Genomic DNA, 13,601 nt, shown 5'->3' on the forward strand with positions numbered 1-13,601 from the left:
ATCGGCGCTCGCGGTCCGGGTCGAATTGCGACAATTGCAGGTTCCAGCCCTTGCCATAGCCCGAGTCATGGAGGTTGAGCGGGCTGTAGCGCAGCGCCAGGTCAAGTTCGGGGCCGAGCAGGTCGTTACCTGTAACGGTCGGAAAATCGATAGCCAGCGTATACAAACCGGTACGCGGGTCCACGCCGCTGTTCAGGTAGCTCATGAAGTTGAAGGCGTTGGAATGCACGGAAGTTGACGCAGTCATGAATTTTTCCTCTTCAAAAATACAGGGATCTCAGTAAATCAGTACTGAATCCTGACGCACGACAACTTCCCAGCCACGTCGCCCTTTTTGTAATAACCTTGCTCATACATCACGCCGGCGGTGACGATATCGCCTGACTTCAGGCTCTGCAGATCGGAGACCTTTCGCCACCCCGTGGTTGTCGGATTGATATACGACCGCAAGGTGAATTGCCAATCACCCGGGTTACTGGCATCCCGGCATTCATTCTCGGCATCCAGGGTAATAAGGGTGGCCGAGGGCACATTATCAAACCGATAATAATAAACCTCGTCATTCTTGCAGGCCGTATCGCCCATAGGCGTGTCACCCCTCTCAATCGGCAGACTGCAACTTTTTCCGCCAGGCTCATCCTGGTCATTTTTACCCGTGAAATAGATATATGCCGAATCTTTAATGACCGGTGTTGCACTGTGCCCGGCCTCGAAGCCTGACAGCAGGACACACAGGCAGCTCACAACAGATACTGTGATTTTATTCATGACAGCGTTTCCTCGACCCATATCCAAATGAATCGCCTGTCGCCAGGCAACTCGCCTGCCCTAGACGGGAGTGAACAGTGATTGCTCCAGATAGTTCCTGTGCCCGATCTGGTCACTTGGACGGAAATCAATCTGCCGGTAGTGCGGATTGCCCTGATGGTCCCGTAGTAAAACCGCGACAGGGCGCGATAGCCTGTCACGAGGCCCACCGTTGTCTGACGCAATCACATTGAAGTCCGGGACTCGGTGGTTGGTGATCACCAAGGAGCCTGTCTCAAACACCATTGTATTCACAGTCTTGTCCAGTTCCTCACGCCCCTTCATCAGCGTCTTCAGATCCTCGTCGAACTGGATTTTGGTGTCGAACGTCTCTAGTGCATCCCTGAATATATATCCGGTAAAACTGAACATGATTTCCAGAGAATTCTCGCTTTCCCAGCGAATCATCGATGTACTGACAGGATCATCCGCCGCCGTCAGGGGTAAGAATTGACAGGTGACGAACCGGCTGCCGATAACCTTCAGTTTCCAGTAGTCAATCGTTCTCAGGTAATAATCAAAATCGGGATCGCCTGGATCCTCGGGCCTACCGACGCCGCCCTCCACCCGCACGCGTTCCCAGCTATATTGGAAAGCGCTGGCATCGGGTACGTCTTTAGGTATGATTTCTATCCGGGTGTTTTCACTTTCACTTTTATTGGACGATTCTGTCCCTCCTAAATCGACGTAGAAACTGCTGTAAAACTTGGTGGCAAGCCCCGCTCGATCTGCGCAATGCAGGTAAATATCCTGACGGGTGATAGCCTCTTCGTTATGCATTGCATTGGCAGGCTCGGCCAACTGCCCATAGGCGAGCTGGAAGCGGTTGGGCAACTGGCGGGTCTGCCAAAGGTTCGGATCACCCTTTTCAATACCCTCGCTCGGATCTTCATCGCCCAAGGCCATCACGCGCGCCTTTGAAATCTCAAAGTTCAAGCCGATGCTGGCACGCTCATCGGCACTCAGCCGATAGTACTTGCCATCCGGGGCCTTCTGGGTCTTGATGACCACTTGCAAGCGCAATGACTGAAAACCGTTATTGAGAAGTTGCCTCTTCGTTGCATTACTATCCCCCCCTGGCACACTCACTGTGTAACTTGCGATCTCGGTCCAAGACGACTCTGGCTGAGGTTCGTCCTCGCCGACTTCCAGCAGGCTATAGCCAGCCGCCAGCACCACCCCGTTCTGCACCAGTTTACAGGTCACTACGCTAGTGCCCTGCTGGTCTCCCGAAGGCGCAGTAAAGACCCCGTTCTCATCCAGCGTGCCTGGGCCAATCAGCTCCCAGCGCCGCCGTGCTTCGGGCAGCAAGGCTGGATCGCGCTCAGCCAGCTGGAGGGTTTGACCACCCTCGAGGTTTTTGACCCGCGCAGGTTCTATGACCATCGATTGCAGACCATTGAGCATCACCAGCGCCGATTGGCGTTGTTCTTTGCCTTTGGCTTGTACTTGCTGAACACTGAGCTGGCGCCTGCTGGCAACCGTTTCGGGCTGGAAGGTAACCCGAGTCCCCTGATTGCGATTGAGCTGGCCACGAGTGGCACCCAGCAGTGTCCAGTCGATGGTCTCGCCACCCCGCATGATCGCGCCCAAGTCCATTGGCGTTTGCGGTGTGAACACCGCCACCCGCGGCGCGACCTGGGTAGGCTCGAATTGAACCAGCAACCGCGCGGTGGCCCTTTGATCCTCGTATTCGGCGGTGACCATGATGGTCAAGCTGTGGTAGCCGATGCTTTGCGCCGTGACACTGCTGTAAAGCCCGTTGCCATCGATCTCGCCATCCCCTGCCGCAGAATGACTCTGCCGGCTGGAAGCGTACCAGCGCGTAGCCGTTACCACTTTGCCTGTCTGGTCATGCAGAGTGAACTGCTGTCGCTCACCCGCGCGCACCACCTGAAAGGGTGGATCGATGCTCAACACACTCGGTAACGGCTCGATGCTGCCGAAAATCGCCAGGTCATGGGGGGTGTGCCGCTCCCGCTCGACGAAAGCGTGTGATTGCGGGAACAGCAGAGAGGTCAACACGTCCACGCGTTCATCCGTGACATGTTTGAGCAGTTCCTTGTCCACGACCAAGGTTGCCGTGTAACGCTCGCTGTCATCAGCGTTGCGATCATCCGGGATCAGGTACGGGAAATTGGACGCGGGCAGCTCACCCGGTGCTTTGTTGGCTTGCAACTGGATGAACGTGAGGACAGCGCCATCTCCGTAATTGTCCGCACCCAGCGTTTTGGCTCCTGGTGCAGCCTGGGTGCGAATGATGAAGTGTGTTGGCGTCAGCGGGGTGTAGCCGTCGAAGTCGAGCATACCGAGCTCAAACCGGCCACGGTGGTGTGGCAACTGGCTGAAGTGTTCCTTGATGGCACCGGCGAGCAAGCTATTGATCTTCTCGTTTTGCCCAGCCAGGTTGCAGCGAAACTCGGTTGCTTGGGCAAGATCCAGCGTCACTCGGCCACGCCGGTCGATTTCACCGGTGACCAACTTCAGATCGATGTCCATCACCAAGGTGTAGCCCATGGCCTCATCGATAATGAAGCGCGTCAACAGGTTCTCTGCCAGGGGCGATTGGCTTAGGTACGTGCCCGCCACGATCGGGAATGTCAGCTGCGCTCTGGAATCACTCAGCGACGCCGTGTTGAAGGACAGCAACGGGGCGCCGAACTCCAGTTTCCTCAACACGCTACGGGTACGGATATAGTCGTCATGATCGACATCCGTGTTGAGCAAAGGCAGAAAACGCAGGGTACTCAGGCGCTGCAGGTATTGCTCGCGCAGCAGGTCGTTCAGTCGCGAGCGGCTGAATGCCGCAATCGCGCCCCAACCCAGCGTGACGTTGCGCCTGTCCATACGAGCAAGCACTTGTTCGAGAGAATTACCGGACATGGTCGAGTCCTCCTGAAAATGATCGATGCGCATCATGCGGATTTCGCTGGCGCGGCCAACATCTGGCGGCTCAAGGCGGGGAAACGGGCGATGCCCAGCGGCATGATCAGGTGCCCCTCGAAAATGCCGAGGCCACCGGTATCGACCTCTGCAAATACCAGGATGCCAGGCGCCTGGTTACCGCTTCCTGGCTGGTAGAGCCCGGTCGCTTCGTCGATTTGCCCTGAGCCCGCACCTAGACGCCACTTCGCGGCGAACGGTCTGCCGTTGAGATAGGCGACGAACTGCATGGCATCGCCGCGCGGCTCTTCGGCCAAGGTGACAACCAGTCCAGGCAGTCGCTGAATGGCCAGTACATATAGGCTCTGTGCCTCGTCGGAACCGGCGCTCCGCACGTGGATTTCATCTAGCACGTAGGTTTTATTTTCGACCGCAGGCGTGGCCTTGTAGCGACAACGCCGCCCCTGCGCTTCTTCCGTCAGCTCACCGCTTTCACCCGGAACCTCATTAGCGTGCGCCCACTGCACCTCGACATCGCCCAAGGCCGCGGCCGTCAATACCCGCTCTTCGTTCGCCTGCAACGTCGTGATAAAGGGATTTGCCGTCAGTTCGTTCTGCAGTACCGTGACGATGGCGGCAGCCTGAGCACCCTTGCCATCGCTGACCTGCACCAATACGTGACCCGAGCGGCCCTGCAGGGTGTGCTTTGGGGGGGCACGATAGGCGCCTTGGTCAATGGTCCCCGGGTTGGATGGGCCACCCGGAAGGCTTCGCAGCGACCAGGTCAACTCACCTTCAGGAGGATTCTCGACGACGAAGGTATGGCGCGCGCCAGCAAGCAACTTCACATCATCATTGTCGATACCGAACGCAGCTCCGGCGCGCAGCGGGCCAAATACCGCCAGGGCAGCAGAATGCTCGAAGGCGGTTGCCTGAAGGTGACCAGCACCCCCGATCTGTAAGCTTTCCACCCACTGCTCCGGCGACCGGGAATCGAGCGTTTTCGCCATTGCGATCAGGATTGCCTGCTTGACCGCATGAGCGGCGAAATCCTCGGCCTGCGCTTTGAGTTCATCGTCGATTTCATCTGGCAGGCCACGCACTGCCCTCGCCTCCTGCGCATGCGGCCAAGGCGCGAAGAATTGTCCTTCCAACATCCCTCGGTCAGGCTCCGTTGAAGCCACAAGATAGAAGCGATGGGGCAAGTCAAGCTCGAAAGTCGCTTCGAACTCAAGCGGGACATCGGCGTCATTGGGCAGGCAACTGAATGCGATGCTGCATTCCCCCTGCCAGCGCTGACTGGCTGCATTCTGCTCGAAGCTGGCCACTAGCCCCCCTGCCGTGTGCAGCTGAAAGGCTTCGCCGTTGAACAGATAATCACGGCTCTGGTAATGGGTAGCGGGAATTCGCAGCTCACCGGCTTCGGCACTAAGCCCCGTGAGCATGCCGGTTTCATCCTTCATTTCCTCGAATCGCCCGCCCACCAGCATCTCGGTGAAGCCTTTGCGGAAGCTGTTGCGATGCAACAGGCGCATATTCAGCAACTGAGCGGCTTCATCGGGCTGGCACTGCGCAAGCAAGTTGGGAAAGCCAGTGCTCTGGCCAGGGAAACTGCCACCTCGACCAGACTGTGAAGAAGCAAATACCAGCAAGGCCGGCCCCTCAGGCCCTGTCTGGGTGCGCAGGGCGGCCGTGCCCAGGCCCAAAGCGGGGGAATCGGCCGCGCCCTCAGCCAGTACAACATCGCGTTTTTCCTGATCTTGCCGCTCGAGTTGTCCTTGCAGCCAGCTCCCCGCCTGGGCCTGTCCGGCAGGATCCTCGGTCACGGCCAGGCGTACGTTCTCACCCTTGGCAATGTCCATGATCAACGCGCCATCCTTGCCTTGAGGGTACATCTCCAGCGTCACGGCAAGACGATCCAAGGCGTCGTGAACCGACAGGCTCAGCACCTTGTAAGGCTTCTCGGCCTTGACCAGCGTGCCCCCTTGCAGGTGCGCCAGCATGTCAATTCGCGCGGTGTCGTAAGAAGCACGGCTGACGCTCAGGGCCTGCACCGACAGGTGATAGTCGGCCAGGTGATAAGCGACATCCGACATTTCCATCTCGATGGCGCCAGAAAGACTATTGATGTCCTGGCCCAGGCTCAGACGGCGGATATTGGACTGATTCAACAACCGATTGGCCTGCGCCAATGGGACCGCGGTGATGCTTTCCCAGCCCAGCAGGTCAGGGTTTTTCTGCATCCACTCGGTCAATGCCGATGTTGTACTGTTGCTCATTGCTCAGCCCTCCGATCAGCGTACGCATCCGCAAAGACCCCAGTGCCTAGCACCGCATCCTCCAGGCTCGCCAGTGGCAGCGGTTGCAGAACGTAGCCCTCGTAGACCCCAATGAACCCGGTATCAAAGGTTGCGGTGAGCAACGCAAATGCGTGTTCGCCTGTCGAGCCTGGCGTGTAGACCCCGGTATTCGGATCGATCGAACCAGGTCCGCACAGCACCGCCCAGATGATTTTATCGGGATCCTGTGGACGGCCGTTGATCACAGCCTCAAGCGCGACCGTGCCCGCGACGAGGTCCACGTCCCTGGTGACCAGCATGGGCGCTTTGGTCCCGCTTTCGGCGATCACAACGCCGATCTGAGCAAGGCCACCCGTCGTCTCGCTGAGCTCCACCTCCTCGACGATGTAGGCGACACGCGAGTTCTCGGGGTCGTCGGGGTCCGAGGGCGGCATGACCTCGGGCGCGGTATAGACCGCTGTCAGGCCAGCGCCTGCCAGCACGCCCCCTTGCGCAGGATCCTTGAGCGCCCAGCGCAGCTTGCCGGGATCGCCGAGGTAGCCCGCCTCCAGGTTCACCTTGCCTTTGGCCTGGACCACATAGGCCAATGGGTTGACCTGCAGGGCGCGTTTGAGCACGGTGATCAACGCCGAGCTGCTGAAGCTTTTGTCCTGATTGACGGCAGTGACCCGTACCCGCACGAAGGGGCCCTCGAACGTGTCGGCAGCCGGGGCCGTGTATAGGCCGGTGGTGGGATCGATGGTACCGATCTGCTCGTCCAACACCGTAGCCAGCACCGGCTCCACGGACCAACTGAGGTTGCTGGCGGCCGGTACTGCGGCAAACTGCTGGGTCGTGCCCGCCACCAGGTTGTGCTCCAACGGGTTTACGACAAATCGGGTGGACTCAGGGTTGATCTGGCCGAAGAAGCCGATGTCACGGGGAGAATGCAGCTCTTCACCGACGATGGCATTGCCGAAATTGAGCTTGATGGTGTCGTGGATCAAGGCTTGTATGGAAGGCGCAAAGCCGAAGTCTCTCTCCAGTGAGTCGCGCAGAATGCTTTCGACACTGGGGATTTCAAGCTCACTGACTGCTTTGAAAATTGCGGCTATCGCAATCGCGATTGCGATAAGCGGATAGGCTAGGATTGCCACTACGATTAAGTAAGCGGCCAAGTCCTCTGGAGGTATTTCCTCCCTGGGTGGTTGCTTTATTTCGCCAATTGCAGGTGCCGGCGCCTTGATTTCTATCAGTTCAAACGCAATATGTTTAAGGCGCCCTCCCTCGACATCCTCCATTTTGTAATACGACCTGACCACATACTCAAACGTGTCCTCGGCGCGCTTCTTGAAATCGCTCAGATCAAACTTCAACATTTCAAGCATGGGTTTCAGTCGCCCATCCTTGCTGTCGAGGTCATGCGGCTGGACAGCCAGCACTCCGGTGAGCGTCCATTCGATCTCGACCGTGTCACCCTCCAGGCTCACGTTCAGTACTCTGTCCATCTCCATGTCGATCGCAAACACTGTCAGGTCGACGATCAAACGCATGTTGTCAGCATCGAACTCATGCGACAGCCTTTGCTCAGGCACTTGCATCTTTCCGCTTTTGGCCGTCGCCCCCGTCGGCCGGTTTTCACTGTCGCGGGTGATGTCGAACTCCACACCTTGTGCTACTTCGCTCAAGGACCGCAACAGTTGCGCCAGCATCACGCGCTTGGGGTCGAACAGCACGCTGGCCGAATGATCGCCATCCTTGGGTATCAGATACCTGAAGTCCGAATTCGGGCCGGGGATATCGCCTTCGCTATCGCCTTGCCAGCGAACAAAGCCGAGCACTGCACCTTCCGGATCATCTTCCGTCCGGCGGCGTGCCTGGGTGCGCATCACAAACGACTGAGGCTGTAACAGCTCATTGTCGCCCTGCTCGATGCGCCCAATGGGGAACACACGTTTCTCATCGGCAAGCTCAGCGAATTTTTGCTGGAAGAACGCCCCCACCAACGTCTGTTCGATCCGGTCATCGGATACCGTCATGCGGAAGTCATCGCTGTGCTTGAGGTCGAGCCGCAGTTCCCCCTGCCCGCCGACAGTACCCGGGACATCACCCAGCCTCAGGTTCAGGCTCAGCTCGGGCCCTTGTAACGGGCTGGTCTCGCGAACTTCCCGGGTGTACCAGACTCCCCCCACATTCTTCAGCCCCAGCTGCGTGCCGCCGACCACGTTCATGCGTAAGCGCGCTTTGGAATCGTTGAGATCGACGTTCTCGAACGACAGCCGCGGCCGGTCGAGTGCGAAGTTGTTCAGGGCAAAGCGCTGGTCACCGTTAGGAATACTGCCACTGACCGGTGGTAAGTAGGAGGTTGTCTTGAACCGCCGAATGTATTCCTGCGTAAGCAACGTATTGAGTATAGTCCGGTCCATACAGGAGATCATCCCCCACTTGGACAGGCGTGATCCCAACTTCATCCATTCGATGAGTTGATCAAGCGAATAGTCTGCCATTGTCTGCATCCTCAATATAAATAAATAGCCAACATGATGCGACTAGAAATAACATGCAAAAATAAATCAAAGGAATTCATGCCAACACAACGGGGTGCTCACGCCACCAGCTGGATGTCCGCAGGCGCAATGCTCTTGAAGTTATCCCCGCCATCAAAGCTGACTTCTACATACACCTCAAAGGCATTGTTCAATTCCAACTTATCGAGGTATGCCCTCGAGAGGCGCATGACCAGCTCGCCTTCGTTCCACTCATCTTCGCTAACGGGAACGTTATCGCGTATTACTTCGGGCGGCAGCGGTGCATATTCGGGTTTGCCCTTACCGGTTATATACACCCGTACAATCTGGCCCTGATCGAAGAACCTCCAGCTGTTCGAGGTCAATATGAATCTCACAGCGTCCTTCACCCCCTGCAGCGACAACCTTCCGTTTGGCGCATCAGGACATTGAATGGATTCGAAGCTCGACGAGGGCAGATCCTCGATCCTCAGGCCGTAGACAGGCGACCGTTGCGGCGCCTTCTCCGGCATTTCGACCGTGTAATACACCTTCAGACGCTTGCCCAGATTGGCGGGCACCGCCGCAGGGGGGATGTGGTAGCGAAGGTTATTGCCAAAGACAGGCTCGCGGGTACTGTACTGCCCCCTTTCGCCATAGCCGTCCCAGTACATGGTGAGCTTGCCGCCACTTGTTTGCGCCTCTCTAGGCACTTCGACGTAGGCGCCCAAGAACAATTTAAAGGGGCTAATGAAACCGTATTGCTCGATGTCAGGGTCAGGCAACTCCGGTGGTTCGGGATCCTTGGGGGTTACCTCATCGATGACCGGCAATTTCAGGTCCAGCGGCTTGCGCAAGGTCAGCTCGAGTGCTGCAGAGTCCGCCGCAGCGCCTGCTCTGGCCCACTGATAGGTCAGGCTGACCGTCTTGCCTATATTGTCCTGCAACCACTGGGGAGCGATAACGAACCGCAGCCGGCCACTGTCCAGCACCGTGCGTTCGACCCTCAGGCTGGCCCGATGAGTGGCCGTGCCCGAGGCGTGTAACAGCACCTCATCAGCGTACTGCATACCGTAATCGGCGACCTCGACCATCAGCCCATCGGGAAATTCGCTCGGGTCGAGATGCTCGCCCGAGTCATTTTCCACATCGGGTGGCGGCAAGCTCGGAAGCTGTGCAGGGTTGCCGGTGAGGAGGGTCAGGTGTTGAGTGGGGGACCGGCTCACCGAGTCGCTATCGGCATAGCCGATGGAGCAGGAGATCTCGCACCAGCCCCCTGCCATTTCAAGGTATGAACTGTCGATCACCCATGCCAGCGGGTTACCCAGATCCTCGGGCGTCACAACCTTGGAGAAAGTCTCGCTCATGTAGGCGTCTTTCCAGGTGAGCTTGACTGTGTCCCCTACCGCCATCGCCGGGTAGGCGCCGACCACCACAGTACCGTTCCCGGTCACCCGAGCCCGGTCGACCACCAACCCGTCACTGTCCTTGAAGTGAGGCACGGGTAATTGCTCTGAAAGCGGGGCCTGCTTGTTCACATAAAACAGAAGCCGTGGCGACTGATCTTGGAGCCGTCTTCCCCCTTGCCCCTCGCCAGTGCCTACCGTTCTGGCATAGGAATAGAAAGCGATCCCTTGATCCAGCCGCACAAGTAAGTTATTGCGCAGAGCGACCTGGAAACTTCCATCCTCTTCCAATTTCTGAATAACAAGCGGTGTTCGTTCCCGATCGACAACCTCCCCCAGAGAGCCACGACCGAAGAATTGCGGCCAGAGTTCATCACCGATTTCGATACCGTCATACTTTATATAAGTCAGCAGGTCCGCTTTGTCCAACTTTTCAAGGTCAAGGGAATCGCCGTCCAAACATGGGACAGATGGCAAGGGCAGTGCCAGTTTTTCGGGCGCAGCCTCTTCCTCTCTAATGCCAGGCGTTTGGATAATTTCATTCATCGGGCAGCCTCCTGCGCCGTATCGTTCATTTAGCCGACCCCTTGAGGGTCAATCACCATGAGTATGTTTTACACCCGCGAGTTAGCCGCCGAAACTAGCAGTTTTACCAGGTAGCCCGTGCGCGTCGCCCATTATCAAACGCGACACCATGCACACCGATATTTAATCTGCAGCCGGGTAGGTCAATGCTTGCCTACCCTCACTCGACCAGCGTCGATATTGTTTTATCGATTATTGCTTATCCTGCTGATCAGTAGGCTGTACCTCATAAACGCCGGTACCGAGCACCGCATCCTCAAATCTCGCCAGCGGCAGCGGTTGCAGCACGTAGCCCTCGTAGACGCCAACGAACCCGGTATCAAAGGTTGCGGTGAGCAACGCAAATGCGTGTTCGCCTGTCGAGCCTGGCGTGTAGACCCCGGTGTTCGGATCGATCGAACCAGGTCCACATCGCACCGCCCAGGTGGTTTTATCTTGAGCCTGTGGATAGCCGTTGATCACACCTTGAAGCGCGACTGTGCCCGCGGCGAGATCCACGGCCTTGGTGATCAGCATGGGCGTTTTGGTCCCACTTTCCGCGATCACGACGCCGATCTGAGCAAGGCCACCCGTCGTCTCGCTGAGTTCCACCTCCTCGACGATGTAGGCGACACGCGAGTTCTCGGGGTCGTCGGGGTCCGAGGGCGGCATGACCTCGGGCGCGGTATAGACCGCTGTCAGGCCAGCGCCTGCCAGCACGCCCCCTTGCGCAGGATCCTTGAGCGCCCAGCGCAGCTTGCCGGGATCGCCGAGGTAGCCCGCCTCCAGGTTCACCTTGCCTTTGGCCTGGACCACATAGGCCAATGGGTTGACCTGCAGGGCGCGTTTGAGCACGGTGATCAACGCCGAGCTGCTGAAGCTTTTGTCCTGATTGACGGCAGTGACCCGTACCCGCACGAAGGGGCCCTCGAACGTGTCGGCAGCCGGGGCCGTGTACAGGCCGGTGGTGGGATCGATGGTACCGATCTGCTCGTCCAACACCGTAGCCAGCACCGGCTCCGCGGACCAACTGAGGTTGCTGGCGGCCGGTACTGCGGCGAACTGCTGGGTCGTGCCCGCCACCAGGTTGTGCTCCACCGGATTTACGACAAACCGAGTTGGCTCAGGGTTGACCCGACCGAAGAAAGCGATGTCACGGGGGGAATGCAGCTCTTCACCGACGATGGTGTTGCCGAAATTGAGCTTGATGATGTCCTGTATAAAGGGTTTGATGGAGGGAGCAAACGCGAAGTCCTTCTGCAGATTCCCGCGCAGGAAAGCACTGATGCTATCGCTGCTGCCGATAGCTTCGGTAATGCCAGATACTGTCACGCGCATCAGGATCTGCATGAACTCGATCAGCCATTCGGGAAAATTATCCGGCGGGATATCGGGGGGCGTTATTTCGCCAAACTGCAGTTCGTCTTGGTGTAGTACCGCCTGAAACCCAAGCTGTTTTAGACGACCGCCCTCGGCATCTTCGAATTCGTATCGAGAAGAGAACTCAGCCATGAAACCTGCTTTTACAGGCTTCTTGAAATCTGTCAAATCAAACCCGAGTTGCTCAAGCAGCGGCTTCAGGTATCCATCACGATCGTCCAGGTCGAGAATCTGACAAGTGATCACCCCACGAGAGGCACATCCGACCGTGAAAGTGTCATCTTCCTGGGTCACCACGAGCCCCTCCGCCGCTATATCCAGATGGGCATCGAACACTCTGTAATCGATTTTCGGGTATAGGTATAAACCATACTGAAGAGGGATCTCGAACTCGATCGACAAGAAATCCTGCTGCGGAAACCGAATGTTCCCCCTTTTAGCGACAGCCGTTAGGCTATTACTTTGTTTCCTGATCTCAAACTCGACATCTTCGCCCATTCCCTTAACTTGCCTTACCAGTCGCTCCGTCATCACCCTATTGGGCTCGAACAGCACGGTGGCCGAATGATCGCCGTCCTTGGGTATCAGATACCTGAAGTCCGAATCTTGACGAGGTATCTCGCCTTCCGTATCGCCTTCCCAGCGAATGAAGCCGAGCACTGCTCCTTCCGGGTCATCTGCCGTCCGGCGTCGTGCCTGAGTGCGCATAAGGAACGATTGAGGGCGCAGCACCTCGCTAGCGCCCCGTTCGATGCGTCCGATTGGGAACGCCCGCTGCTCCTCGGGAAGCGCGCCGAATTTCTGCTGGAAGTACGCCCCCACCAACACCTGGTCTGTCTGATCATCCGATATCGTCATGCGGAAGTCATCGCTGCGCTTCAGGTCGAGCCGCAGCTCCCCCCGCTCGCCGACCGTCCCGGGCACCTCATCCAGCCTCAGGTTCAGGCTCAGCTCGGGCCCTTGCAGCGGGCTGGTTTCTCGAATCTCCTGGGTGTACCAATCCCCGGCCACGTTTTTCAGCCCGAGCTGAGTGCCGCCGACCACATTCATGCGCAAGCGCGCTTTGGAATCGTTGAGGGCGACGTTCTCAAACGACAGCTGAGGCCGGTTGAGTGTGAAACCGTTCAGGGCAAAGCGCCGATCACCGTTCGGAATGCTGCCCGTCACGGGTGGCAGACAGGAGGTAGTCTTGAACCGCCGTATATATTCCTGAGTAAGTAGCGTATTGAGTACGCTCCGATCCATACAGGAGATCATTCCCCACTTGGACAGCCGTGACTCCAACGTCATCCATTCAACGAGTTCGGCAAGTGAATAGTCTGCCATGACGAAGGCCCTCGACAGTGGATTAGCGGAGTTGCCAATATATTTTAGTTATACAAACAACCGCCCATTCAGGCTTTCCCAAGGGACTTTCTACACCTGATCAACACCGCTCGAAACTAGCAGTTTTATCAGGTGGCAATAGTCAGGAAGCTTGTTAGCGTGTCGCAGGGCTCGCAGCCACCCTGCACGTGAGGAACCTTTCATGACCGCGACATCCAATGTGAATTCCAATGCTTTGAACTTCTTGAGCCATATGCAAAATGGCGTAGACCCTCGAACAGGGCTGTACACACTTTCCGTAGACTTGCCTAAATTGTCAGGAAACGACCTGCTCGGCCCCGAACTTGACCTGGCGCTGCGCTACAGCCCGCTCAACCTCCATGACTCGGGCTATGGCAAGGGCTGGAACCTGCAATTGTCGCAATTCGACCCGGACCGCGAGCGCCGAT

8 protein-coding genes are annotated in these 13,601 nt (G+C 57.5%); 1 reads left to right on the forward strand and 7 read right to left on the reverse strand.

All coding sequences use genetic code 11. The annotated features are described in order from the left end of the window. The 7 genes from G7009_RS27075 to G7009_RS27105 all read right to left on the reverse strand — a co-directional run. The coding region (locus G7009_RS27075; RefSeq protein WP_181133343.1) for a hypothetical protein at positions 1–247 on the reverse strand (247 nt) is incomplete at its 3' end. 38 nt (positions 248–285) lie between these two features. Continuing rightward, positions 286–768, reverse strand: coding sequence for a hypothetical protein (locus G7009_RS27080; RefSeq protein WP_181133344.1), 483 nt, complete (start codon positions 766–768; stop codon positions 286–288). A 60-nt stretch (positions 769–828) separates the two neighbouring features. Then, entirely contained in the window at positions 829–3,726 is a 2,898-nt protein-coding gene (locus G7009_RS27085) for a hypothetical protein (protein ID WP_258198068.1), read from the reverse strand. Further along, complete coding sequence (locus G7009_RS27090; RefSeq protein WP_181133345.1) at positions 3,723–5,969, reverse strand: hypothetical protein; 2,247 nt, start codon at positions 5,967–5,969, stop codon at positions 3,723–3,725. Before G7009_RS27090 ends, G7009_RS27085 begins: the two co-directional genes overlap by 4 nt. Beyond that, the gene (locus tag G7009_RS27095; protein ID WP_181133346.1) at positions 5,966–8,476 is read right to left on the reverse strand and encodes an Ig-like domain-containing protein; all 2,511 of its coding nucleotides are present in this window, start codon (positions 8,474–8,476) and stop codon (positions 5,966–5,968) included. The genes G7009_RS27090 and G7009_RS27095 overlap by 4 nt, the downstream gene beginning before the upstream one ends. Positions 8,477–8,574: 98 nt before the next feature. Further along, positions 8,575–10,428, reverse strand: a complete 1,854-nt coding sequence (locus tag G7009_RS27100) for a hypothetical protein (protein ID WP_181133347.1) — start codon at positions 10,426–10,428, stop codon at positions 8,575–8,577. A gap of 231 nt (positions 10,429–10,659) precedes the next feature. Beyond that, entirely contained in the window at positions 10,660–13,152 is a 2,493-nt protein-coding gene (locus G7009_RS27105; protein WP_181133348.1) for an Ig-like domain-containing protein, read from the reverse strand. Positions 13,153–13,354: 202 nt separating this feature from the next. Here G7009_RS27105 and G7009_RS27110 point away from each other — a divergent pair. Next, positions 13,355–13,601, forward strand: a 247-nt coding sequence (locus G7009_RS27110; RefSeq protein WP_181133349.1) for a hypothetical protein, incomplete at its 3' end; no start/stop codon positions are given.

Source organism: Pseudomonas capeferrum, assembly GCF_013523055.1.
GTDB lineage: Bacteria > Pseudomonadota > Gammaproteobacteria > Pseudomonadales > Pseudomonadaceae > Aquipseudomonas > Aquipseudomonas capeferrum_A.

Excerpts from the sequence above, each read along its gene's own strand:
- G7009_RS27090 (WP_181133345.1), bottom strand. The coding sequence starts at position 5,969 with ATGAGCAACAGTACAACATCGGCATTGACCGAGTGGATGCAGAAAAAC.
- G7009_RS27100 (WP_181133347.1), bottom strand. The coding sequence starts at position 10,428 with ATGAATGAAATTATCCAAACGCCTGGCATTAGAGAGGAAGAGGCTGCG.
- G7009_RS27080 (WP_181133344.1), bottom strand. The coding sequence starts at position 768 with ATGAATAAAATCACAGTATCTGTTGTGAGCTGCCTGTGTGTCCTGCTG.
- G7009_RS27085 (WP_258198068.1), bottom strand. The coding sequence starts at position 3,726 with ATGATGCGCATCGATCATTTTCAGGAGGACTCGACCATGTCCGGTAAT.
- G7009_RS27105 (WP_181133348.1), bottom strand. The coding sequence starts at position 13,152 with ATGGCAGACTATTCACTTGCCGAACTCGTTGAATGGATGACGTTGGAG.
- G7009_RS27095 (WP_181133346.1), bottom strand. The coding sequence starts at position 8,476 with ATGGCAGACTATTCGCTTGATCAACTCATCGAATGGATGAAGTTGGGA.